Origin of the sequence: Methylomonas albis (genome assembly GCF_014850955.1) — a bacterium.
In the GTDB taxonomy this organism is placed as follows: domain Bacteria; phylum Pseudomonadota; class Gammaproteobacteria; order Methylococcales; family Methylomonadaceae; genus Methylomonas; species Methylomonas albis.
The window spans coordinates 2,787,855-2,813,265 of record NZ_JACXSS010000001.1 but is presented as its reverse complement, the minus strand read 5'-3'; the positions used below and the strand labels follow the sequence as shown (position 1 = coordinate 2,813,265).

At 51.7% G+C, this 25,411-nt stretch carries 21 protein-coding genes; 15 read left to right on the top strand and 6 right to left on the bottom strand.

Features of this window, described 5'->3' with window-relative positions:
* Nucleotides 1–198: 198 nt before the first annotated feature.
* The 4 genes from EBA_RS12955 to EBA_RS12940 all read right to left on the bottom strand — a co-directional run bounded on the left by EBA_RS12955 (nt 199) and on the right by EBA_RS12940 (nt 5,110).
* Complete coding sequence (locus EBA_RS12955; protein WP_192375101.1) at nt 199–387, bottom strand: hypothetical protein; 189 nt, start codon at nt 385–387, stop codon at nt 199–201.
* Nucleotides 384–998 (bottom strand): zeta toxin family protein, encoded by a 615-nt coding sequence (locus EBA_RS12950; protein ID WP_192375100.1) that lies wholly within the window; start codon nt 996–998, stop codon nt 384–386. Before EBA_RS12950 ends, EBA_RS12955 begins: the two co-directional genes overlap by 4 nt.
* Nucleotides 991–4,284: a COR domain-containing protein gene (locus tag EBA_RS12945; protein ID WP_192375099.1), complete on the bottom strand. Its 3,294-nt coding sequence runs from the start codon at nt 4,282–4,284 to the stop codon at nt 991–993. The genes EBA_RS12950 and EBA_RS12945 overlap by 8 nt, the downstream gene beginning before the upstream one ends.
* A gap of 295 nt (nt 4,285–4,579) precedes the next feature.
* Entirely contained in the window at nt 4,580–5,110 is a 531-nt protein-coding gene (locus tag EBA_RS12940; RefSeq protein ID WP_192375098.1) for a hypothetical protein, read from the bottom strand.
* Between the two features lie 580 nt (nt 5,111–5,690).
* Between EBA_RS12940 and EBA_RS12935 the strand changes: the two genes are divergently transcribed.
* From EBA_RS12935 to EBA_RS12870, 14 genes are all read left to right on the top strand, one after another.
* The gene (locus EBA_RS12935; RefSeq protein ID WP_192375097.1) at nt 5,691–6,656 is read left to right on the top strand and encodes a transglutaminase-like domain-containing protein; all 966 of its coding nucleotides are present in this window, start codon (nt 5,691–5,693) and stop codon (nt 6,654–6,656) included.
* Complete coding sequence (locus tag EBA_RS12930) at nt 6,653–6,997, top strand: hypothetical protein (protein WP_192375096.1); 345 nt, start codon at nt 6,653–6,655, stop codon at nt 6,995–6,997. Before EBA_RS12935 ends, EBA_RS12930 begins: the two co-directional genes overlap by 4 nt.
* A 39-nt stretch (nt 6,998–7,036) precedes the next feature.
* Nucleotides 7,037–7,351, top strand: a complete 315-nt coding sequence (locus EBA_RS12925) for a hypothetical protein (protein WP_192375095.1) — start codon at nt 7,037–7,039, stop codon at nt 7,349–7,351.
* Nucleotides 7,352–7,426: 75 nt separating this feature from the next.
* Nucleotides 7,427–8,098: a hypothetical protein gene (locus tag EBA_RS12920; protein ID WP_192375094.1), complete on the top strand. Its 672-nt coding sequence runs from the start codon at nt 7,427–7,429 to the stop codon at nt 8,096–8,098.
* A gap of 26 nt (nt 8,099–8,124) precedes the next feature.
* On the top strand, nt 8,125–9,138 hold the full coding sequence (locus EBA_RS12915; RefSeq protein WP_192375093.1) for a hypothetical protein: 1,014 nt from the start codon (nt 8,125–8,127) through the stop codon (nt 9,136–9,138).
* Nucleotides 9,139–9,289: 151 nt separating this feature from the next.
* The gene (locus EBA_RS12910) at nt 9,290–9,838 is read left to right on the top strand and encodes a hypothetical protein (RefSeq protein WP_192375092.1); all 549 of its coding nucleotides are present in this window, start codon (nt 9,290–9,292) and stop codon (nt 9,836–9,838) included.
* Entirely contained in the window at nt 9,835–10,263 is a 429-nt protein-coding gene (locus EBA_RS12905; RefSeq protein ID WP_192375091.1) for a hypothetical protein, read from the top strand. The genes EBA_RS12910 and EBA_RS12905 overlap by 4 nt, the downstream gene beginning before the upstream one ends.
* Before the next feature lie 126 nt (nt 10,264–10,389).
* Nucleotides 10,390–11,274: a hypothetical protein gene (locus EBA_RS12900; RefSeq protein ID WP_192375090.1), complete on the top strand. Its 885-nt coding sequence runs from the start codon at nt 10,390–10,392 to the stop codon at nt 11,272–11,274.
* 39 nt (nt 11,275–11,313) lie between these two features.
* Complete coding sequence (locus tag EBA_RS12895) at nt 11,314–11,718, top strand: hypothetical protein (RefSeq protein WP_192375089.1); 405 nt, start codon at nt 11,314–11,316, stop codon at nt 11,716–11,718.
* A gap of 34 nt (nt 11,719–11,752) precedes the next feature.
* On the top strand, nt 11,753–12,718 hold the full coding sequence (locus EBA_RS12890; RefSeq protein ID WP_192375088.1) for a peptidoglycan-binding domain-containing protein: 966 nt from the start codon (nt 11,753–11,755) through the stop codon (nt 12,716–12,718).
* Nucleotides 12,719–12,749: 31 nt separating this feature from the next.
* On the top strand, nt 12,750–13,541 hold the full coding sequence (locus EBA_RS12885) for a hypothetical protein (protein ID WP_192375087.1): 792 nt from the start codon (nt 12,750–12,752) through the stop codon (nt 13,539–13,541).
* A gap of 83 nt (nt 13,542–13,624) precedes the next feature.
* Nucleotides 13,625–13,978 (top strand): hypothetical protein, encoded by a 354-nt coding sequence (locus EBA_RS12880; protein WP_192375086.1) that lies wholly within the window; start codon nt 13,625–13,627, stop codon nt 13,976–13,978.
* Nucleotides 13,979–14,650: 672 nt separating this feature from the next.
* Nucleotides 14,651–15,979, top strand: coding sequence for a sigma-54 interaction domain-containing protein (locus EBA_RS12875; protein WP_192375085.1), 1,329 nt, complete (start codon nt 14,651–14,653; stop codon nt 15,977–15,979).
* A gap of 72 nt (nt 15,980–16,051) precedes the next feature.
* The gene (locus EBA_RS12870; RefSeq protein WP_192375084.1) at nt 16,052–19,642 is read left to right on the top strand and encodes a M12 family metallopeptidase; all 3,591 of its coding nucleotides are present in this window, start codon (nt 16,052–16,054) and stop codon (nt 19,640–19,642) included.
* 161 nt (nt 19,643–19,803) lie between these two features.
* Here the strand turns inward: EBA_RS12870 and EBA_RS12865 are convergent, their stop codons facing one another.
* Nucleotides 19,804–21,297 (bottom strand): PepSY domain-containing protein, encoded by a 1,494-nt coding sequence (locus EBA_RS12865; protein WP_192375083.1) that lies wholly within the window; start codon nt 21,295–21,297, stop codon nt 19,804–19,806.
* Nucleotides 21,297–23,648 (bottom strand): TonB-dependent receptor, encoded by a 2,352-nt coding sequence (locus EBA_RS12860; protein ID WP_192375082.1) that lies wholly within the window; start codon nt 23,646–23,648, stop codon nt 21,297–21,299. The genes EBA_RS12865 and EBA_RS12860 overlap by 1 nt, the downstream gene beginning before the upstream one ends.
* Before the next feature lie 352 nt (nt 23,649–24,000).
* On the opposite strand from EBA_RS12860, the gene EBA_RS12855 reads away from it, so the two are divergent.
* The gene (locus EBA_RS12855) at nt 24,001–25,395 is read left to right on the top strand and encodes an L-lactate MFS transporter (protein ID WP_192375081.1); all 1,395 of its coding nucleotides are present in this window, start codon (nt 24,001–24,003) and stop codon (nt 25,393–25,395) included.
* Nucleotides 25,396–25,411 lie beyond the last annotated feature (16 nt).

The window sequence follows — 25,411 nt, the reverse complement described above, 5'->3', positions numbered from 1 at the left end:
TTTTCAAGCTGGTCAATTAACGGTTTTGGTCATTAGCAGTTGGTGACTGACCGGCTAAAATCCTATAACAGACCTAGGGCGGGAAATTTACCTACAATTTCTTCCGCGTGGGCACAAACAGCGGTACCGGCCCAGGCTGGACGATTTAGCTCGTAAGGAGAGTGGTTCGGTTTTTGGGGTGGCCGATGGAGCCCTGCCTTATTCCTGTTTCGGCTTCAATGTGTCCGGCGCATCGTCGCCAATCGCGAACGGTGCTTTGCCGTCCCATTGCACCACGTATTGACCTAACCGGCGCTTACGTTCCAGAGTTTTGCTGACGGCCTGACGCAGACAATCCAGCATGGCTTGTGTATCCGGGTTGGGGGTTGGATTAGTAAGTTCGCTCATGGTTGGGCCTGTTGTTGTAACAATATAAAAAGTTCGGGATGTGAGACTTCCCGTGTAGTTCCGGTTTTCTGAAATACCAATTCGGGGATACCGCCGCTGTTCATGAAGCAGCGGGTTTGATCGACCTGTGAGGCAAAGATGTTCAATAAATTGTGCAAACTGCGCGGAAAACGGCGTGCCACATCGGCATCGGGAATATTGTGGCCACCATGGGCGACGCGTTCCGCGACCCGCAATTTCGACATTTCGGCGCTGGGCAAGGCCAGGTAGATCAACTCCACCCGCCAGCCGGTGGAATGAAAACGCTCGATCAGCTTGAGATAGCCACGTCCGGACAGGGTGGTTTCAAAGGCGAAATCCAGGCGCGCGGCGATACAGTCTTCGATTTCGTTCAGGAACAAACGGCTGGCGGCCGCCAAGTGTTGTTCCGGCGCCAGCGGCGACAGGCCGGCGGCGATCAAATCGGCATTGACGAAGTGCCGGCAACCCACCACCGATGGCAGGTATTCCAACGCGAAGGTGGTTTTACCCGCGCCGTTGGGTCCGGCGATTATCCAACAGGTGGGTATAGGATGAGTTTCTAGGCTTATTCGGCTAATTTTACTAGTCATTTCCTTTAAGTTTTAGTAATTCCGGCTTCAACTTTTTCATTAGCTCCATCATGTAATGCTGCCGGTTAGAGTTTGGAATTGGTTGGCCATCCGTTTCCCGGAATTTTATTAAATCGGTATATGCAAAATTGGTTCCTTTTTGTGCTTGGTCGAATTGATCCCCATGCGGCTTAAAAAACTGCAGCCTAGCTAGTTCTTCGTCGGAATTAAATTGGCATGGGGCAAAATAAATAGGTGCAATTAACAGCTGATTACGAGCATCAGACTTCAGGCGCTCAACAGCGACACTGAATTCTTTTTCCTGTATGTATTGCGAATTCATGAACTCCTGACTGACTAACAGAATCATTACGTCGCAATTGGCAATCTTGCCCTGCAGAAAATGATCCCAATCATCGCCGATTGGAATTTCTTGATCAGCAAAAACTTCAACATTTAACTCTGGTAAACGAATATATTGTTCAAAATCTTCCTTGAAGATAGAGGCATATTTTCTCTGGACATGCGCATATGAAATAAATATTTTTAAAGGCTTCTTCATTGGGTTAGTTTCCTCTGCCCACGCAGGTAGACGGTCTGAGCGGATGCCATCCAGCAACTCCAATACATCTACTTCTTCGTAACTGGCCGGACATTCTACTTTTAGTTTTTTATCGCGTTTACGTTGCAAAAGTCGTTTTAAATCGAAAGATTCCGGCCTAGTCTGTTCGCGGCATTTTTTACAATTGCATGGCACGAGCTTTTCGACTTTTTCATTATGTTTTTCGTCGTTTAAATGAAAGCTATCGTTTAATGAATCTAAACCGGTCGAGATGACCGTTAGCAATTCCTTACGCTCCGGGCCTCGTGCGCGTAAGATAATTTCCCCACCCTTCGGTGCAATTTCAACGAGAATTTCGCTGATATCCTGTTCAAACAACATACCAGTAACCCAACCCAATTCAGGGTGTGATACGAAACGATGTTGGCGCACCATCAGACGGCTAACCAAACCTTTGGGCATAAATTCGTAGCGGTAGCGCAATACTAAGTCACCTGGCTGTTCCCAAGACGCTAGCGCGGCAGGTTTTGATGGGGGCAGCAGTTGTGGAGTAAGCCATGTCTCGGTGCCTGTGTCAGGTAGCTGATAACAAAGTTCAAACTTCTGCATTAGGGCCAGTAGTTCAGCGTGCATGTCGGCATATTGAGAATCTTGCCAAACTCTTTGGCAATCTTGCAGACTGAAATGTCCCAACGCAGTCTTAACAACTTCATCGTCCAGCATTTTGAATACTGCTTCTGTGGCCCAAGTATTTTGCAGAATGATTGTTTTTAGTAAGTTCCTATCGTCCTGAAAATGTAAAAACACGCCAAGGTCGTGTAGATAACGGCTTAAAAACAAGGCTTTATCACGATCGAATGGTAAATGTTTAGAGTAAAGGTCGAAGTATTCTTGCAACGTAATATGAGGTTTGTGTTCAGCCAACGTTTCAATATCTGCTCGGATAGAAACCCAACGGGCTGGAAGCACTTCGCCTATGTGTGGAAGATTTCGAGCGTAGTATTCAAGTGCACCTTTTAGCTTATCTGCGGCGTTAATGTTTTCGAGGTTACCCCGAAATACGTCTTTAACGTTATCAAATCGACCTTTAATGCCGGCTTCGTCAATTTTCTTGCTGCGTCCTCCTTTCTCATTTTGGAATATTAAAAGCGGACTATGATCGGACAATTGATCAACTACTTCCAGCCAGTATTTGAAACCTTCGTCTTGAACGGTTTTATTATCTTTTCTGGTATCGTCTAGTAATACGTATAAGGAGCGTCTTGTAAGGAAAAACTGATGAGTAGAGTGGTAGATTTCCTGGCCACCAAAATCCCAAACATTTAGACGAAAAATCCGGTCATTATCGAGTTTAAATTCGTGTCGATGAATTGCTATTCCCTTGGTAGTTTCCGCTTCCTCGGGAAGTGGCTTATTGGTTTGATAAAGCCTTCTCAATAAACTGGTTTTTCCAGCCCCACCTTCGCCAACAATTAATAATTTTGCTTCGTATAAGTGATCGATGCCTTGTTTTTGTTTTTCATCAAAGTAATTCAGGATGGCTTTGGCGCCCTGCTTGACAATCTCAGCAGGTGGAATCGTAAGATGATCACTATCAACTGTAATGCTGTTATAACCATGAGAGCTTTGCCATAACGAGGAGAGAGATTTTATTTTTATGGGAATTCCTGATCTAATCCAAGGAATAAAGGGGGATAGATCGCTGATAGGGATAGATATGGCTGCAATGTGATTAAGGCTTTCTAGCCCGAGTATCGGTGTCAGATCAACCTCCTTCGAACCTTTTATTCGCAATACTTTAAGTGCGATTAAGTTTTTTAATGGCTCTAAATCAGTACCAACCGAAAAACCATTCTTTCGGCCAATATCTAAAGTCTCTAAATTTGATAGTTGTTTCAGAGCAGTTAAGTCTGCATGCCTCGTCCCCGAAATATCAAGACTTCTCAAATCAATAAGACTCGCTAACGGGTTTATATCAACGATGTTGTTGTCGCTGATGTCGACTTTTACTAGATTTGTTAATTGATTTATTGGACTTAAATCAATGATTTTTGTATTGTGCGCGTTTAGCTCTTTAAGTGTATTTAATTTTGCCAAATGGCTTAAAGTGTCAACCGCTGTTCCACCGCAATAAAGTTTTTCGATGTTATTCATGCCAGCGATAGGCGATAAATCTTGTACTTTTGTGCGAGTGATAAAAAGTGATTTTATGTTTTTTAAGTTTTTTAGAGGAGTTAAATCAGCGACTTTGGTGCCTGATATGTCAAGTACCTGTAAATTCACAAGATTAGAAATTGGGTATATGCTGGATAATTTTGTATTGGAAAGATCAAGCCACTCTAATTTTTTTAATTGTGATAGGGAGGAAATGTCCGAAACTCTAGTGTTAGAAAAATCCAGCCACTCCAGGTTTTTTAGGTTCGTTAACGAGGAAAGGCTTTCAGGACTATAAGAAGTTTGTCCATCGAAACAATTAAACCAGAGCTTCTTAAGATTGATGAGTTTTAAAAATGGGTTGTTTTTGCCTTTTTTCTTGAAGTAGCTAATTTTATTTACAGGGCCATTGTTCTGGTTTTTTCTCTCAAACCCAAAGACTTCCTTTAAATTAGAAAATGAAAGTTCTTCTAGCCAGACTAACTCTGAAATTTCCATTGGAACTTCAGTTAGGCCGCAATTACCCAAGTCTAATATTGGAGAAAGGGTAAGCTTGTTTTCTTCAATGAGTTTCAAAGCAAGTTCAGACATTGGATTCGTTCCTTCATACGCTGTACGGAAAAGGTTTTTCAAGCTCGTCCTGATTTATTGAACAGAATTTTAGCACGGTAGCCAGCGTAGCCTGGATGGAATGGAAACCAGGGAGTGAAGGCTACCAAACCAGGCTACGCAGTTGGACAAATATAGGTCAACTTGCTGTCATTGAATTAGATGGATCAATCGATCAAAACGGGTCGAATATGCACCCTGAATACAACGCCGTTGAGTTTGGTGCAGACTTTAGCCACTGGAAAAGAAGCTTGTGCTGTTCCAGGCAATGCCCGGCTCAGTTTGGTGTCGGCGCAGGCTGGACCGCGGGGTTAGAGCTTCTTTTTGCGGTAAATTCGATAGGTACGTGCGCCGAATAACTGCCTTCGGTTTGCATCACGAATTTAATTTCATCGCCGACAATTTTGCCCTGATAACGGTGGATCGCCTCGCGGATAGGCTCAGAGCCGGAAGACTCCGGCGTTTTAATGATGAAATGCACCGTATCTGCCACCACTTCCCCTTCCAAAATGCCGTTCACGCTGCGGGTAAACGACGCACTGCCGTATAGCTGCTTATCGCTACCGGCGAAATTGAAACTTTCTTGATAATCGGCATTAGGCCAGTCATAGCTTACCTGAGCCTGCCATAGCCCGTTGATCGCCGGTCGCTGTTCCGCGCTGCTAAACAGTTCCATCAAGTTGCGGGTGGCACTGGTAAAAGTCGAAAGGCCGATAACCACTGTGCTGACTGCTATCAACAAGGACAATACCGGGTTGTTTCTGATCCGGGCATTGATTTTATCCAGGCGGGTTCTTGAGTCGCTCATAGTTTTTAAGTCCGGGCTGATTGTGATTCAGATGGGGCATGCTTATTAGGGGGAACCTCTAAAAATTCCACTTAGACCACCTCAGTGCGAACGGCGGTCATGGTAAATCAACCGTCTATCCGTTCGTGCAGAGCCGGTCGAAGCATGAACGGAGAACCCGGAAATTTCAAGGCTGGATTTATAGTATGTTTTTTTGCCCGGCTAAATAACCGGGGTAAATACTGTCTATTACAGAATAAGCGTTCTCGCTGATTTTTTTGCATAAATCTCGCGAGCGAAAAATTAGTCTGCCGCTCATAAACTTGATGAGCACGCTCATAATTTTTATGACTGGCGTACCTGTCATGGCTGGCCGGTTATCAGGTCCTGTTCCTTAAAGCTTTAACATCATAAATTTTATGAGGCTGAATGGTTTTGCCGGTAATGCATGTTCGGGAATACATTTCAAACTCCCAATATAAATAATAACTTAACTCTATAAATTCATGGCTGTTCATGCATGGCATGGGCGTTGCTCTATTAGCTTTAGACGACTTTGGTTTCGTTGTTGGATACCCAAATTACTGGAAGCTAAACCACCATGCCTACGCAAGCTAATATCCAAATCAGAAAAATCCCCAGCGGTTATCCGGGCACCTTGCAGACGGTCGAACAGGTATGCGAACTGATTAAAACCGGCGCTAAGGACTTTACGGTGCGCCAGTCGGCCATCGATATTTTGTTGCAGCGCGCGGTCAAACCCAAGGATTATCTGGCTGAAATAAAAGCCTTATTCGAATGGGTACAACAAAACATTCGCTATACCAAGGATACCTTTCGAGTGGAGGTGCTGCATTCGGCAAGACGCATGTTACAGCTGCGGGCCGGCGATTGCGACGATATGACCATTCTGCTCGGCGCAATGTTGGAAGCCATCGGCCATCCGGTCAGATTGGTGTTAAGCGGCGCCAATCCGGCTCGCCCGGATCAGTTCAGTCATATTTACCTGGAAGTACTGTATCGCGGTCAATGGATTCCGCTGGACGCGACGATGCCGCATGCGATGGGCTGGTCGTCACAAGCGGCGGTAAAAAAAATTGTACCCTTGCCGCGGGCTGTGGCGGCAACGGATAGCGTCACATTGCACGGCCTGGATGCAAATCCTGACGTGTCTTCGCTAATACCGGATTTGCTGCGAGCCATCAGCCACGAAGCATTCAAGCCAAATGATCCGCGCATCAAAACGCTGTGGCATATGCTGAAGCGCCGGCAGTTATTGCAAAAAAGCGCCTGGTTGCAAGCGGTGTTGCGACGGATTTGGCGGCAAGGCCTGGCAGCCAAACCGCGTCCCCACCTGGCTAATCGGCTTGAGCGGCTATTGCGTGACTGGCGGCTGTTGGTTCCCGATACAGTATCAACGACGCCTAAACCGGTAATGGCGCCCGCTACGATGCAAGCCTTACGGCCGGTGGCGTTGAAGCCGGTGGGTTCGGTCAGACCGGTGAAAATGCAAGCCATGCGCGCCGTGGAATTACCACCGGCGGTACTGCGTAGGCCACGAAAATGACTAATCATGATGCCCCGTTTTCTAAGGCTAGCGGACGTATTTTCGACGCGGTTAAGCAAGAAGAGCTGGCGCAAGGCGAGGACTTGTACAGCCGTTTCAACAGTTTCGGGGCCAGCGGCGTGATGAAGGTTAAGCACTGTCGAACCATTCCGCCCGTTGTGGTCGAGTTGGGCGAATTAGTGGGTTTGATCTACCGTTCAGATAAAGGCCAGCAAGGACAAGCCCTGACTTACATTCATCGCCTGGAAGATCCGCCCAGACTGGTCAGCAATGTCGAAGGCACGCAACTTTACATTGTCGGCGGCAGTTATCGGGTAACAGCGCAAGGTATCGAAGGCTAGGGCAATGCCGGCAATAAACTGGAAACATTGGAGGCGGTGATGAGTACTGACCAGCAATTGGGCTTGGATGAATTGATGATCGTAAACCCCGGTCCCTCGGGAACCCAAAGCTTGTTCCTAGGCGACGACGGGATTTTGTATCAGCTGCAGGACTTGGCCGGTGTGGAGGGCGCTGGGGCAGGGCAGTTTTTTCTTGGAGAAGACGGCAAGCTCTACCAAACCGGCGACTTTCAAATCCACAGTCTAGCCGAGTCCGGCGAGGCAAAGGCTTCCGCACCATCTGCAGCCGAAAGCCAGACGCTAGGCCGCTATTTCCTCGGCGAGGACGGCCGCTTGTACGAACGCATTAGCTGAAAACCGCTGGTAAACCAAATCAAGCAGCCTAATGCGGCTTGATTGAATCGAAAATCATTAGTTGAGGAGATGGTCATGGCCAAGATGCAAGGCGTGAAAGAAAAACTGCACGCACCCCTGTACGACGCGTTTCACGTATCGGATAAAGACCCGAAAAAAGTCTTTAAAGATTTTATGACCGATCCGCGGGTGATTCGATTTTTTGTCGATGTGCAAGGCAAAACCCGCTTGGAAACCAATATGCAGGCGGCCGGGATGTTGCCGAGTTTGAACACCTTCGAAGCCCGCGCGTTACGGGTGATCGTGTCGAATATGCGCATCGCCGAAAAGAAAAAGATTACACCGAAAGGCGGCGCCGGTGGCAGTGTGGAAGTTGAAAGTCTGGCTGTGACCAGCGAAAGCGAAATTCTGGCCGATCTGATCTACAACTCGGTCATTTCTCTGATCGTCGGCGAAAAAACCATGATCGAAATGCCGACTTTCTGGTTCCCCTCCGGGGCGGGTATCAGCCCCGGTTTCCCGACGATCAGCAATCATGGCGAGCCGGATCCTACCGCCACCTTCCGCTTCGCGGAGCCGGTGTTTATCGAGCCTCAGCAAAATTTTCGGGTGGAACTGGCTTTTCCGCAAGGCCTGCCGGGTTCAGAGCTAACCGTCGATTCGCCGGAAAAACGGCTGGCTAACATCATCGGACCGTTACGCATTTGGGTGGTGCTGGACGGTTATCTGACCCGCGACGTGCAATAAGTCAAGCAGCCGACAGGAGAAATGTCATGCAATATTTAAATGAAAACGATGTCACGCAAATGATGGGCATCGGTTATCTGGGGGAAATGCGCCAGGGACCGGACGGGCAGGTGTATCAATTTGTGCAGGGTGTCGATGGCCTAGGCAATCCGATAGGCGGGTTCTGGAGCCGGGTCAAGCGCGGCCTGAAACGGGCGCTGCCGATTGCCCGCACATTTGCGCCATTCATTCCCGGCGGCGCTGCCGTGCTGACTGCGGCCACGCCGTTTCTCAGACAAGCCGGCATTCAAGGCCAGGATGGTATCGGCGAGTTGTATGAAGCGCCGGATGGCAATGTCTATCAAGTTCAGGGTCTTGGCGAGCTGGAACAATTTTACGGTATCGACGAAGATAGTCTGGAGCAAATCATGGGCCTGGGCTATATCGGCGAAATCCGCCAGGGTCCGGACGGAAATCTTTACCAATATCTGCAAGGCGTGGATGGCTTGGGTAACGTCGGCGGATTTTGGAGCAAGCTGCGTAAATTGGGTAAAAGAGCCTTGCAGTTTCAGCCGGCCCGTTTGGCCTTGAAAGCCGTCAGTCCTTATATACAGCAGGCTATGCCGATAGTTAGACAAGTGGCGTCCGCAGTACCCGGCGGAGCGCAAGCACTGACGGCGGCCGCGCCGCTAATGAAGCAGGCCGGACTGGCCGGCTGCCATTGCCAACAACCAAGGCCATATGGCCCTGCGCCGGCGATGTCGGGCTTTGCCGAAGATGAATTGCAAGGGCTGGATGCGGACGAGGAGCTGCAAGGCTATGCCGACGGCGATTTGTACGGGCCCGACGACGAGCTGATGCAAGGTTTGGAGGCGGAAGAGGATTTTGCCGGAGACGACGAATTGCAAGGTTTTGCCGAAGACCAGGATATGCAAGGCGTGGAAGGCTATATCAAACAAGACGGCGTGAACGGCCTAGCGCGTTACGAACCGGAACAACCGCCGCAAACCCGTTGGCACGTGCCGTCCAGTCCGCCCGATGTCTGGAAGCCGTTATGGTAATGCACATCCCGATATTACAGATGCTTGTGCCGTGCGCCGATTTCTGCGGCCGCGATAGCGATCGCAGCCAAAACCATGGGAGATCACGATTATGAGAGCAGGACTTCAGTTAGGTCAGGAGCCGGGATCCCCGCGACCAACGGCGGAGGGTATGCCTGCCGCCGCTGTCGCGCCGACCACCAAAGAAATCCCCTACGATTACGTTGCCAAATTCAAGTTGCAAGGCAATGCCGGCAATCGGGTGCAGGATGTGATTAATATCAGTACCGAGGGCGTGTTTGTGGCGGTGGCGATAGGCTACAGCTTTATTCCCGCCAAGTTGGACATTCAGCCGCCAGTCACCATTCCGTTGGTGGCGGATGGCCTGAACGGTTTGATCGCGCAGTTAGGCGAACAAGATCAGCTGGTATTGAGCCAGGCGTTGTTTGTTAAGGCTTGCGGCATCGATTTTAAATACAGCATCGTCGATAGCGGTAGCGGTAGGGAATTGCAAAATCAACCGATTCATAATATCGCCGGCCTGGGTGAAGCCAACGGCAAACGGCCGTTTCGGCCATTGGCGAAACCGATGATGTTTATGCCGCGTTCGACGATACGCATCGAGATCGAAGAAGTGTCGGTAGGCTCAATATACCGGGGTGCCGAGCTGTATCTGGTGTTGCACGGCTACAAAATTCTGGGCTACGGCACCGCGCCATGAGCACTTGCCAGATCTGCGGCATACCGCAGGATGCCGGGTTTTTCGACGAATCGTCGATACACGATGCACCGGCATTTGGCGAAGAAGTGATTTTGGCCAGTTACCAATTGCACCGCAATTATTGCGGGCTGCTGATGTATTTCGCGCAATTCACCGATGCCTATGCCGCCAACCCGGTAGCGGTGCAAACGCCTGGCTATCAATGGCAAATTCGTTGCGACGGCCAGCCGCGCGATCCTTATCTGACGTTTTCCCACATCATTAACCCGTGGGGCTTGTCCGGATTTCCGCTGTCCTTGCGATTGGAAGAAGGCTGTCTGTTGGAGTTTGCAATTCGCAATGTCAATGACCAGCAGCAGGCCTTGAAAAAGGTTGGCGGCCGCCTGCTTGGGCGAACTTGGTACAACACAGCTTATGGTGGTTAGCGCCAATCGCGATGCGACGATTGGTGCAGCTTGAGGATTAATTGAAAACGCGATTACCGGACAGGATCGGCTTGCAAAAAAAGGGCATCGAATTTATTACTGGCTGAAGACCGGATGGAGGGGAATATGTATTTATACGCACAGCAACAGCCGCCGTTTTCGCTTGGTCTTGGGGAATTGGGGGGCGATGATGTCGATCAGGCGATCAGGACAGCTAAAAAGCAAATGCAGATTCATTATGATCGCAGAGAAAAATATGCCGCCGGTGCGGGCCGAACCAATGATGGATCCGCGGCCCGCAAGGAGGAGGTCAAGTGGTGGGAATGGTCATCCGAGCTGCAATTTCTGGAAAGGTTGAAAGCGGTTTATGAAACGCAGGCGGGTGTACCGTTGAGTTATAGAAGCTACCCCGTGACCAGAGTCGATCCGGTCTCAGGTAATGCGAGCAAAAATAGTCCATGGCGCCGGAGCAGCAAATATCAAGTTTTCAGTGCCGATGAAGCGAATGGTAGTTTTTGCTTGGGTAGCTCGCGGGCCATGGCGTTAAGAACAGTGTTCGGTTTGGATAAACCCAGTAATCGAACTGTACTCACCGATCTGAAAAAGCAAATTGAAGCCGCGAAATCAGCGGGTGACATAGAGACCGAGGCCAAGTTAATCATTAGCCGTCTCGTTAGTCATCTGCACGATCCGGCGAGCGTTAAGCAGTTCAACCAGGATCTCGCGTCAAGGTATGGTATCAAAAACGCGATTATACGCAGTGCCTCACGGTCGGAAGCATTTGATGCGTTGAAACAAGGGGCACCGATAATCGCCGATCTCGAAGGCGGTTGGCATTGGGTATTGGTGCAAAGATCGCCGCGTGGGCAGTTGTGGGCGAATGACCCTCTTAGCGGCTATGGGGTAAGAAAAATTGCCTTAAGCGCTTTGGGCTCCAGATTTGAACTAATCGTGGATGCTAAAACAGGTGCCCCTATCACGCCCGGTCAGGCTGCGACATATCAAAACTGAGAGTGTTCAGGATTCAATAGTTCAGCAGGGGGGAATGCCATGTATATATCGATAGGTGAAATCGGCGAGGACATTGAGAAGAATGGACATATACGCAAAGCGTGGTCCGAGTGTCAACGTGAAGGCGGCAGGCAGCGTCGCTGCGATATAGAGTTTAGGATTAGATACCGAAAGTCTTTTGTGGGTTTTCGCAGTGAGGTAGAGCTGGCTATGACGCGGTGGATGACCGTGCCGCGTGCCAGGGCGTTGACGGCAAAATTAGAACTAGGACTAAAAAAATGGCACCGGGAAATTGCGGATCTCAATTATCAGGAGGCTGCTCCGCTGCGTATTTTCGGTGCGTTTGTATATCGCGGAGCGGATAGCACATGGCGGATAGTGGATGTATCGTTATCGACGTATATGCTTTTTTCACGAGCGCAGATCGACTCCGGTGCGCGCTAACGCGTTCGGCCGCCGGTTTGGATAAGAGGCAAACATGTACATATATTCGGCCAGAGCTATTGATCAGCCCGCTACACTCAATATCGGCGAGCTTTATTCGCCCGGACTTGCCCAACCGCCTAACGCCGCGAACCCTGTAAAGCGTTTTACATGCAGCCAGCAAGAGCGCGAAAAGATAGAACAGATCGTTGGCAAGCCCGTTTCAACCGCGGACGCGCGGATAGCGTTGAGAGGCGCCGCCGAAAAAGCCGTTGTTTTAACGTACAGAGCCGCGCGGGCCCTGGAAAAATTACCACGGTCTACCCGGACCAGGACGCTTTTCAGAGAAGTATTTGCTACATTTCCGGAGCTTGTTCCCAAATGGCGCACAGCCGACGCGATCTGGAAAGATCTCGGGGCGTTGGTGGCCCTCCGTCTGCGGCGTGCCGCCGGTCTGCTGGCCGGTGGTCGGATTCATTATCATTGCTGGGGCTGCCCCGGTGGTGAGCGGGCGCCGACTAGCTACGAAGCTTGCAATTTCCCGGTCGGTAGCTACGTTATCGGATTGGGCAAAGGGTTTTGGGAGAATATGGGTGATGCCCGTGCGGATGATCTCATGGCCATGACCTTACTGCACGAAGCGCTTCACATATATTATTCTGCCGTGATCGGTAGCAATCACGATGGCCGATACGGAAATGCCTATTGCTATCAACGCTTTGTGCCCGAGATAAATGGGCTGAATTTGTACCCGGAAACGGAAAAAGCATGTCCTTCGGTGCTGCGACGCGGCGCTCGGGGTAATGAAGTCGGTAAGCTTCAGGCGTTGCTGAACCGATGGATACAACCCTCGGTTGTTACGATGGCTTTACTTGATAAACCACCAGTACTTACGGTAAACCAGATTTTTGATCAACCCACGGAAATTGCGGTTCAGGCCTTCCAGAAAGCCGAGAGACTGACGCCAAACGGGGTAGCGGATTCGGAAACTTGGCGCAAATTGTTAACCCAGCGCCCCTAGTGGGTGGATTTGACATGCAAGGAGAATGACCGTGTACATTTTTGCATCTGAAGGCTTGGGGCAATCTCCGGAAATGTTGTCCGATTTTGATGACGAAAAACGGCGTTTTGACGCCGCTAATGCCGAACATCTGAAACGGCTTGCTCCGCCGGCGCTTGGGGTTTTACCGTTAGATGTTTTGAGAAAGGCCGGCTTAACTACTGAAACCAGAATTAATAAGTCAACAGCCGCGCTCTTGCAGAGTGTGTTGGAACGCAGTCGAGTATTAAGGCCTTATATCGCGGGAAAATTAATCAGTATAAAAATACCGAAAAATTTTATACACCACGATTTTGATAAGGTTTTTGAACATAAATTAGTTTCCTTACACAATATAGTTATACCCATGGGATCATCCGCTGAAAAGGAATTAAAAAATATTTACGGGTTTTACCACGCGCAAACCCAGACAATTCATTTGCGGCCAAGCGCGAATATTGGACATGCACTTCATGAAGCCATCCATAAGTTTGCCTCGCCAGGTTTTTTGAATATCTTTGGCAAGTTTCTAAATGAAGGTGTGACCCATTATTTCACTGACCTTGTTTTGGTTGAGCAAGGGCTTTTAAAGTCTAAAGCTTATGCTGAAGAGCTGGCATGCGCGAAAAATTTGGTTCGTATTTGTGGTCGGGAGCGGGTAGCGCAGGCCTATTTTCTCGGAAGTAATAAATTGGCTATGGATATAGTAAGGCTTCTTAATATTAGCCTGCTTGACTTATATAAATTAAAAAAACAGGGCGACGCTTCCTTATGTGCAAAAATAAATAAAATTATACCTAATTAATTTATAGCATTATTGTAGTTAAAACTGGTGTCGGTTTAATTGTATCAATGGATATTTCTTTTCTCTAATATTTGGAGAATTAAATGAGCATCGTTTTTGATAACTCAGCAAATATCCTAATTTTTGATCGCGAACGCCACTTGCGTGAGAGCCTCCGAAATTATCTTTTGGCCGAAGGTTATAAACATATTCACGTCGTCGCGTCGATCCAATCCGCATTGGTAATACTACGTCAGCAACATTTCCGTTTAATTCTGCTGGGAGTATCGCCACCGATTTTGGCCATGCAACGCTTGGCTATAGTAGCTCGGCGCCGGCAAGCGGCGGCCAAAATATTTCTGTTGATCGATGGCAGGGATCAGCCATGTTTCGTGGATATGCCGGAGGCAGTTATTCTCAGGGATTATATGTACGCAAATTTGCTGGAGTTAATCTGATGCCGATAGCTTGGATGGATTTATCGGATTTACCGGCGAGCAGTGACTATTAACGTAAACATCCCGAATTACCCGATTTAGCCGAAACGCGCGGCATTTTTATGCGTGTCCGTCCGCTCTCTGTAACAAAGCAGACTGCAAGCCTGCTGCATCCATATCGATCAGACTCTGTGACCAATTACCCATTATCCTAGTGTATAAGCTCACTTGAGTGATATGGGCGCTTTCTGATGAAATAAAGACCAGTTGAATCGAGTCAGGGCTAAAAGTCGCTGAGTTAGGAATTAAAAAATACCAGCTAGGGTCAAAGTCAATACCGTTAAGTTTGATTTCGGTGTTGTTAATTTTCCTCTTTGTATAAGAGGGGTGCTGGCGAGATTTTTGGAATAAATCCCCCCTCGATCCCCCTTTTCCAAAGGGGGAGGAGCCTTAACTTAACGGCATTGGGGTCAAAGCCCGGGGGTGTTGTTCGGGCCGGAATTTCGACACGCGGGGGATTGGGCTTTTTAATGCCTCGTGCCGGAGGGTTTGACCGGACTTGTCTATAGGCACAAACTTTGCCCAAGGGGAATGGGGGCTTTCGCTAGATAGCTACGTTATCTCGGCTTTTGCGGGCAGGATGGACGAGTATCAAGCGGCGGGCAGGCATCAAACTGCTTATGGGAGGTACGTATGAGCAATGCATCTGATCTTTACCAGACGCTTTTCGATGTATTCCGCGAGGCGATCTTGATCGTTGACCAAGAAAGCGGCCATATTATCGATGCGAACATGCAGGCCTTGCGCATGACCGGTTTGCCGCCAGCGGAATTAAAGCGCGTCAACTACAAAACATTCTTCCGGATTCCAGACGACGCCGGAACACGGCCGGAATGCGTATTTTGTCCAAGCCTGAGCGCCGGGCTCAAGACTGGAATGTGCTTCGAGACCTTATATATCGATTACGAAGCCAGGACATATCTGGTGCTGCTGGGCCGGGGCTCGGCCGATTTACCTGCCCGAATCTGTCCGCGTACCGAAGTTGGCGATTATGGTTGGTCCGATTTGCAGGATTTCCCAAATATCATCGGCCAAAGTGAAAGAATTCGCGACGTATGCCGCCTGATTGGCTCGGTAGCCAAAACCGATGCCACAGTGCTGATTGAAGGCGAAAGCGGCACCGGCAAGGAAGTGGTGGCCAACGCGATACATATTCATAGTCTGCGCGGTAAACATCCATTCGTGAAAGTAAATTGCGCCGCACTGTCCGAGACCTTGCTGGAGAGCGAGTTATTCGGCCATGTGAAAGGTGCGTTCACCGGCGCGATAATTGATCGTCGTGGCCGTTTTCAACAGGCCAACAACGGGACGATTTTGCTGGATGAAATTGGCTGCATGTCCCTAGCGGGGCAAGCTAAGTTATTGCGAGTGCTACAAGAACACGAATTCGAACCGGTAGGTAGCTCGAAAACCTTGCCGGTCGATGTCAGGGTATTGGCCTCGACAAATGTCAATCTGGCCGAAGCGGTAAAACTGGGACGGTTTCGCGAGGATTTGTATTACCGGCTAAATGTGTTCTCGATTCCGCTTCCGCCGTTAAGGGAGCGCAAACAGGACATTCATTTACTGGTACGGCACTTTCTTTATAAAAATAATGCCAATTTGGGTAAATCGATAGAGGGTATCGATTTCAGCACACATGCGTTGCTGATGCAGCATAACTGGCCAGGCAATATCCGCGAGCTGGAAAACGTGATCGAACATGCGGCCATCGTCGAGCAGGGGCCGACCCTATTGCCTGCCAGTTTGCCTATGAATCTGGCCGGGTCGCATCCCAATAACGACGAGAATGAATTAACGGCGATGCCGGGCTTACGGGAAAAACTGACTCTTTTTGAACGACAAGTGTTGTTGGATACCTTGCTGAAGGCGAATGGCGTTAAAAAGCTTACCGCCGCAATGCTGGGTATAGACGCTAGAAACCTACCTTATTTGTTGCGAAAACATCATTTGGGTTATTAAACCGCTGCGTAAATATCGATACTCCCGCACACGGGATGTCAATTTAGTCGGCACTAACACGGAGTAATTACTATGGGCTTCGCAACATCAGACCTCGACACACGCTGGCCGCATGCCCGCGTTCCTTATTTGATCGACGAGACGCAATTTCCACCCGGTCAAACGGCATACGCAGGCATTCTCAACGCGATTAATTATTATCGCTGCGTCACCGGGATTCAGTTTGTGCCACGTATCGATGAGGACGATTTTGTGTTAATCAAGCGCGTGGCCGACCGTTCCAACTCGCCAGTGGGGAGAGACGGGGGCACGCAGATATTGAACTGCGCGGTTAACGATATAGGTTTCAACTTTACCTCGAAAACGACGTATGCCGAGACTTCCGATGACGGTCCGGCACTGGCTTGCGATGGCAGCAACTATTTTATGGTGTGGCGCGGCACGGATGATCGCCTGAACGTCGCTTTGTTGGCAGGGCCAGGCGGTGCCATCGTCGCCAAGGCCACACTGCGGCAGAAGACATCCAGCCGGCCCGCCGTGGCCACCATCGGGGGCGTGCTGGTGATTGCCTATCGCGAAACGGGCAGCGACAAGTTGCGCCTGATCAGTTCCGAGAACATTGCCCCTCCGGCCGTGCCGATGCGCTTTGTCCAACTATTGCGGGTCACACTGGCCGCGCCCTGGCAAACCACAGAGGGTGCGCCAGCGCTTTGTGTTCACCAGGGAGCGCTGTTCGTTGGCTGGCGCGGAGCAGGGAATCCGCGGCTGAACATCGCCCGAGTTCGTGTCCGGCAATTGCGTGTGTTAGCGACGCTGCCGGATACCAGCGAGAGCGGACCGGCCCTGGTTTCTTTCGACAGTCTGCTTTATTTGGCTTGGCATGGCGGCGATAATCGGCTGAATCTGATGCGGTCGGGCGACGGCGGTGTAAGCTTTGCCGACAAGTTTATCAGTCCGCTGCTTGCCGATGCTTCACCTGCGCTCGTTGCACTTAACAGCGAGCTTTACATTGCCTGGAAGTATGGGGAATCGCTGTCTATAGGCAAGGTGCAAACCGCCCCTGGAGCGCTGGTACCGGTAAATTTCGTCTGGCAGCAAAGCACTCTGGGCGCGGAAAACACCGATGCCGCTCCTGCACTGGCCGCGGCAGGTGCTAGCGGTTGCATTGCCTGGAAAGGCGTTGGTAACCGTAACCTAAATTGCGAGCCTACGCAGTTCAATCGGGAATCGTCGCTGATCCATGAATCGGCACACGCGCTAGGTATGTACCACGAGCAACAACGGCCAGACCGCGATGTATATGTGCAAGTGATCGGCCCTGAAGATAAAGAATGGAAAGAAAATTATAAGCCGCTCGAAGACGAATCGATGCTCGGTCCCTATGACGGCAGCTCACTGATGCACTATCCGCCCAATGCGCGCTTGCAGCCGCGGCCGGGCGGTCTACCGACCTTCGGTCCAGGCCCGCTATTGAGCCCTGGCGATATCGATGCGCTGCGCTACATGTACCCGGTTACGCAGGTTTGGGTATTGGGCGAGACCACCGACGCGCAGCCGGCATTGTCATTCGAGGACGGCAGCTTGCGTTTGGCTTGGGTTGGTTCCGGCAATCAGAATCTCAATTCGGCTTTCGTAGTGATGCAGTTCGAAACCTTCTCAGGCCTGACGGTTGCCAATCAGCCGATACCCGACCGTGTACGCATCGCCACGGGCGGAATCGAGAATAAACAGACCTATGCCGACACAGCCGATTTGGGCCCGACCTTGGGCGGCTCCAAGCTGATTTGGAAAGGCTCCGACAATGAGGATTTAAATTTTGCGTACATTAGCGGCGGTCCGGTACTTGCCGACAAAACCAGACTTGGCGGCGCGGGTAACCCGGAATTGTCGGACCATTCCCCGGCGGCCGTGCCTTTCGGCCCCTATACGGCGATAGCCTGGAAAGGCCACGGTAACGACAGCCTGAATTTAAGTATCGTCGACTCCAACGGTCGGGCGGTCAGCGGCACCTATCGCTTCGTGAACGAAAACACCGAAACCGCGCCGGCACTGACTTTGCATGGCGGCGTGCTGTTTATGGCCTGGAAGGGTTCGGGTAACAACGCGTTAAACGTTGCCCCGGTGCAGCTTGCGGCGGACCAGCGCATTCTTGGTATGGGGACGAAGACGACTCTGCCGGTCCGGTGCGACGAAAACACCGGTCCCAGCATTGCGTCCATCCGCAATCGGCTGGTGATAGCCTGGAAAGGCGAGCACAACGATTATCTGCACTTCATGGTGTCTTTCGACGATGGACATAGTTTCAGCAACCTGCATGCTTCGGCGGAACAAAGTTCGCACGCGCCGGCGTTGGCAACGGTGGACATGAACGGCAACGAAGCCCTTGTGGTTGCTTGGAAGGGTGCCGACAACGACAGCATTAGCCTGGGGATGGTTGATTTGGCTTGGACGCATGCCGGCGCAATGTATGCGGCCTTAGCAGTTGATGCCGGAGGCACGTTGAACCTGGCTTGGCTGGATCTAGGCAACGATGGGGGTTGGCAAGGCCCGCTGAGGATAGGCGGCGCAAGGCTTGCTCCGGGCGGAAACGTCACGCTGTTCGAGCAGGGCGACACAGTGCGCACTGCGCTTTCCATTGGTGCCGACGGCACGCTGAACGTGGCCTGGCTTGAGCTGGGCGGCAGTTGGCAGGGGCCCATCGCGGTGGGCGGCGCGACATTGATGGCCGGTGCGCCCGTTACCGTCTTCCAGCAAGCGCAAACTGAGTTCGCTGCCTTGACTGTAGACCGAGGCGGATCGATGAACGTCGCTTGGCTGGATACTACCAGGTCTGGCTGGCAGGGGCCGCTGGCTTTCGGTAGCGCGACATTATCGCCCGGCGCGCCGGTCTCGGTGTTTCGTCAGGACGCCACGACCTTCTCGGCACTGACCGTCGATGCTGCAGGAATGATGAATATCGCCTGGTTGGACACCGCTACACCCGGCTGGCAGGGTCCGTTGGCATTCGGAACCGGGCATCTGTCGCCGGGTGCCGCAGTGACGGTGTTCGAACAGAGCGGCGGGGTGTTTTCGGCCCTGACTATTGCCGCCGACGGTGCGATGAACGTCGCCTGGCTCGACACTGCTAGCCCAGGCTGGCACGGACCCGCGCCATTCGGCGACCGGCACTTGCTGGCCGGAGCGCCGGTCGCGGTGTTCCGGCAGGGTGAGTCGACGATTTCGGCACTGACCGTGGATAGACACGGCGCGATGAATGTAGCTTGGCTAGACACGACGGCGTCGGGCTGGCAGGGGCCGATGCCGTTTGGTAATGCCGTTCTAGTGCCGGGGGCGCCGGTCACCGCTTTCCGGCAGAGCGAGACCGTGTATGCCGGGTTGACGGTGGATGCGCAGGGTGCGATGAGCATCGTTTGGCTGGATACTGCCATGCCAGGCTGGAATGGGCCGGTAGCGATAGGCGAGCCGCGATTCCCTCCAGGTGCGCCAGTGTCGGTATTCCAGCAGAGCGAAAACGTCATCACAGCTTTAGCGGTGGACAGAAACGGAACGCTATGTGTCGCCTGGCTAGATGTGAAACGTCCCGGCTGGCGCGGACCGGTGACTATCGGCGATGCCCGTTTCCGTGCACCCACACCCGTGGCCACTATTCGTCAGCACGCCTAGATCTATCCATCCCCCATGAGATGCGAGCAAGCAGTGTCGGCATCATTCAAGCGAGCGCTAAAATTGAATGACGGATATGTTGAACTTTTAGCCGGCACATGCTCGCGGGCCGCACTGCGCGTGTTTTAGGAAATCAAAACCATGGAGCCACTTCCCCATATTTACGCGGACAGTTTTCGGTTCAGCCGCTGCCAGCCGATCACTATGCCAGATACACTAATTAGTAGGCCGCCGGCGCTGAACGCTATTAATAAAATATCCCAGACCGGCCGATTGTTCAGTAGCGGCAGCCAATCCCAACTGTGCAGGAAGGCAAATAACCAGCGGCTGACGCGTCTACCCGCATCGAGTTTGCTGAAGTTACCGGTGTAGGGGTCGAGATGCAGCCAAGTGCTGGCCGGGTCGGTGAATTCCAGACGCAGGATCGGCAAACGTTTCTCGATGTGCCCGGTCATGGTATGCGCTGCGCGGCTGTAGTAATAAAAGTCGTACTCGCTCAACACGCGGTGCTGGCTGACTTTGCTCTGTCCCATCAGTCGTTCCGCCGCGTTTTGCAGTTCCTGCCAGCCGAATTTCTCGAAAACCCGGCCATTCGCCTGTGCAGCCAGAATGCGGCTGCGGCCTTGGCCATCAAAGGCGATGTAATAGCCTTGACCGTTGAGTAAACGCCATTCGATTTCGCGCGCCTGAAAACCGGCATCTTGAAAACGCGCCAAGGCCTCCGGCACGGCTAGTGGGAAATAGCGCTGCGAAATTTCTCCGCCCATGTAAGCCTGGAGCTTAGGTTTTGCGGCGCCGGAGTCGAATATCTTCCACGGATTCATCGAAAATAAGCCGCTTAGTATCCAGGTGAAAGCGATTACGCCGAATCCCAGTCCCAAGATATGATGCCAGCGCATCCAGCCATTGCGATAAGGGGTTTTCCTACCGTGTTTGTAACGGCCCTTAAAACGCCAGCGCAGCAAGCCAACCACGATGCCGAGCAGACTTAATATCGAACCGGCCAGTGCCGTGTAGATGATGATGTCTGCGGCGTATTGATCCAAAGCGCCGCCGCGAAACGGGTACAACCAATGAATCCAGGCCCCCAGCCAATTCCAGAAGCGTTCGTTGCGGTTGGCGTCGCGCACTACTTCGCCGGTAGTGTTGGAAATATACAGCAGCGTGGCTTGCTCATCGTCCATTTGTACCCGGTGCAGCGGCCGATGTTCGTCCAGCGCTTTGGAATGCGTCCAGGCATCTTCATCGATGCGATCCAGATAATCGCCGCCGGCCGTCGCCAGAAAGCTGCCGGCTGACGCTAAGGCCTGGGCCGGCGTCACCTGATCGATACGGTTCACGGTTTCGGCATCCACGGCGATTTGGGTTTTACCGTAAGTAAATACATAACGCGGCGCGCCGGCTACGCTGGTCAAGCGAATGCTATCGGGGCTTTTGACTTGGCCGCCGGCTGCCAAGGCTTGCGCCAGGTTGACCCGGCAACGCTCGGCAGCCAAGCCAGGCAAGGCGCTCAGCCTTTCCTGCGGCGTCAGTTTGGGGTAGCCGATATACATCATCACTACCCCGGACACGAACCACATAGCCATAAACAGGCATAGCACTATACCCAGCCAGCGGTGGCTCAGATATAGATAGCGCTTGCACAAGCCGAGCATTAAAAGTCTACTTTCACTTCCATCATGAAGGTACGCGGCGCCGCGATGAAGAATAGCGGGGCGTTGCCGCCGCTACCCCATTCGACGTATTGCTCGTCGGACAGATTTTTAACGCGCGCGGTGACGGTGGCATGCGGGTTAAATTTCCAGGCCAGTTGGGTATCGAAGACTGCATAGGCCGGGGCTTTAATCAGATTGGCGGTATCGACGAAGCGGTCGCCGACGTAGCGCGAGCCGAAATTCCATTGCCAGTCGGCATCGAAATCCCAGGTCAGCCAGGCATTAGCCACCCATTTGGCGACATTGGCCGGCCGATTGCCTTTTCTGGACACCGTGCTGGTGCCGACGGTTTCCAGGAACTTGTCGTACTGGGCATCGACATAGGCCATATTGCCTTGCACGCTCCATTCATCGGTGAGTTTTACCCCAATATTGGCCTCCACGCCGCCGGACGATTGCGCACCTATTGGTAACTGCCTATTTCGGTCCGTCGGATCGGTTATCGATAGATTTTTCCGTTCTATGTAATAACCCGCCAGGGTTGCCGAGCCTTTGCCGTCCCAAAAGTCAAATTTGGTACCCACTTCCGCTTGTCGGCCGGTGGTGAGATCGAAGTCTTGCAATGCGGCGAAAGTGCCGGTGGTCAAAATCCCGGATGGAGGATCAGCTGCGGTGCTGTATTGCGCATAAACGTTAAAAGTAGAGGTGATGTCGTACATCAGTGCTGCCCGCCAGGTCACAGCGGTCCAGCGGCGGCCGAAAGCGGCGGGGTTGGTGGCGGTTGGCGCTACAAAGGAGGTACGTAAATTTTTCGAATCCAGACGGATATCGTCTACCCGTACACCAGTAATCAAGTTTAGATCGGGCACCAGGGTCAGCCGGTTTTCAGCATAGCCGGCTACGGTATAGAGCTCGTTGCGAGCGTTGGACACAGGTCCGGTGGCCAAAGGGTTATCGTAGTAAGTGCCGGTGCTGAAATTATACGGATTGACAACGCTGACAGTGCCTGTGGAGCTTTCCATGCTCGGTGCGCGAGTCTGTTTGTTGTAGGCAATATCGACGCCGGCCGAGACTTTGGAGGGCAGACTGAACCAGTTGCTGCTGTGTACGATTTCGAAACGGTTGCCAACCAACGCCTGATCGTGATTTACCGCAAACGATTTATTACGGGTAATCAGAGTATTGGTGCTGTTCCAGTCGTAACCTTCCACGTTTAGGTATTGGCGATCGGCTTTATAGTAATAAAAGGTGTTTTTGAATTGAGTGTTATCGGACAGTTGATAGTCGACAATATCGCGTAACCAAAACACCTGCTGATCGAATACCGAACCACTGGCGTTATAGTTTTTAAAACGGGTGCCGGGGTCTATTTGCCCTTCGTTAGGGCCTAAACCCTCGGTGCCCCAAGGGACGATTCTACCGTTGACCACCGGATTCAGCACCGGCGTGCCCCAGTAAGAATCGCGGTCTTCCATCTGATGCTCGAAGGCGATGGTGTGCGACAGTTTGGACGTAATGTCACTTAACAAGGAAAACGACATCACGCCGGAATCAGCTTCCGTGTTGTCGATATAGCCCTCGGAACCCAAATAGCTGATGTCGGCTTGCAGCCAGTTGTCCGTGTTGCCGAGCTGGCCATTAAAACCGTAGGAAGCCCGGCGGTTTAAGTATTCGCCGAGCGAGACCAAGCCGTGGTGTTCATCCGGGCCGCGATGGGCGATTTTACTGACATAGTTGACCGAGCCGCCTACCGCGCCTTGGCCATATAAAAATGTGGACGGTCCGCCCAATACCTCAACCCTGTCTGTGATCCAGCTGTCTATGGGGCGTGCGGCAACGACATCGTATTGCACGGTAATGCCGTTAAACAGCTGTGTGATCTGTGCGCCGGTAAAGCCGCGCATTGACACAGAGCCGGCTGAGCCGGGTTGCGACGATACGAGTATGCCTGGGGCTTTTTCCAAGGCTTCCTGGGTGGTCTGCGCGCCGCGTTTCTCAAAAGTAGCCCGGTCAATGATGGTGATTGAAGCCGGTGTCTCACGAGGTGTCAGGCCCAAGCGGCTGCCGGTGGCGGCTTCGGTATCCAACTGCGGTTTTTGGTTAGGCGGATTTAGCGGGGCCGAGCCTGCTACGGTTACGGTATCCAGGGTAGTGGCTGAGTCGCTGGTTTGTGTTTGGTTAGCGGTTTTGGTGGTTTTATTTTTGGCTGTTGTTTCGCTAGTTGCTTGATCTTCGGTTGAGGATGGTTCGGCGGCGTAAGTGACGCCGTGCAGAGTAAAAAGCAATGCCGCAACGCCGGCTAGTTGGCCTGTATGGGCAACTGGAAAATCCTGTAACTTAGTTTTTTTCATTGTTTATTGTCAGGTATTTAGAAGTTTGGAAGGCTTTTACGATCCGTGATACGTAGATGCGATTGAGCGCGCCCTGGAAGCAGCAAATAGCGTGCCGGATCAGAAAGTACCGGATCGGCAGGGGTGGCGGGGGGAGATCGTTAGTCTTTTAATTAAACTGTGTTTTTAAATAGGATGGATTGCGGTATATCGCTTAATTGCTGAATTGGGCGATTATCGGGACAGGCTGTCTGATGAGACTTAGCTGTTATTGGCTTTAAAGTCTGTTGGTCGGCAATGCTAAAATACCGCTTAGGTCGGCGTTGTGGTAAAACGCCAATATCGAAAATTTAGCTAAAAAGTGGATTCAAGCATGTCGGGATTTTTTGCCAAACAACATAGCGTCGCGCAGCCCGGCTATTGCCGTTGGTTGGTGCCGCCGGCGGCCTTGTCAGTGCATTTATGCATAGGGCAAGCCTACGCATTTAGCGTGTTTAACGATCCATTATCACGCGTGATAGGCATCGGCAGTGCCGCGCCTGATGATTGGAAGCTGACTACCCTGGGCTGGATCTTTAGTTTGGCGATTGTGTTTTTAGGCTTGTCGGCGGCATTCGGCGGTAAATGGCTGGAAAAAGTCGGGCCAAGGTTAACGATGTTCGTCGCGGCCTGTTGTTTTGGTGGTGGTTTCTTGATTTCGGCGCTGGGTGTACAGCTGCATGAAATCTGGCTGATTTATCTAGGTTACGGGGTGATTGGCGGTATCGGTTTAGGGTTGGGTTATGTATCGCCGGTATCGACTCTGATCAAGTGGTTTCCCGACCGGCGCGGCATGGCGACCGGCATGGCCATCATGGGTTTCGGCGGCGGGGCAATGATAGGCGCGCCCTTGTCGGTGTTGCTGATGGACCATTTCAAATCTGCCGAATCGGTTGGCGTGGTGCAAACTTTTCTGGTGATGGGCGGACTGTATTTTTGTTCGATGATGATAGGCGCGTTGACCATCCGCATACCGCCGCCTGATTGGCAACCGGCCGGCTGGACGCCGCCGGTGGTGCAAAACAAGATGATCACCGACAAGCATGTGCATATCGATCAGGCCTTGAAAACCCCGCAATTCTATTTATTGTGGCTGGTGTTGTGTCTGAACGTCACAGCCGGCATCGGCGTTTTGGGGCAAGCCTCGGTGATGATACAAGAAATGTTCAAAGGCTTGGTAACGCCGGCTTCCGCAGCCGGTTTCGTCGGTTTGCTGAGTCTGTTTAATATGGGTGGGCGGTTTTTCTGGTCCTCGGCTTCGGATTTTCTCGGACGCAAAAACACTTATTTTATTTTCTTCGTGGTTGGTGCAGGGCTGTACGCCACCATTCCCAGCATGGGCATGGCCGGCAATATGGCGCTATTCGTGTTGCTGTACGCCTTGATCATGAGTATGTATGGCGGCGGTTTTTCGACCATTCCGGCGTATCTGGCGGATATTTTCGGCACGCGTTTCGTCGGCGGTATTCACGGTCGCTTATTGACGGCCTGGTCTACCGCCGGGGTGTTGGGACCGGTGTTGGTCAATTACATCCGCGAATATCAAATAGGTCAGGGCGTGGCTAAAGCCGATGCGTACAACGTGACCATGTACATCATGGCCGGACTGTTGGTCGTGGGCTTTATCGCCAATCTGTCGATCCGGCCGGTTCACGAGAAACATCACATGAAACATGGCGACTTCGACGAGCTGGACGGTATTTATCCGGCCGATGAAGCCGAACACTGATGGGCAGGAGACCTAC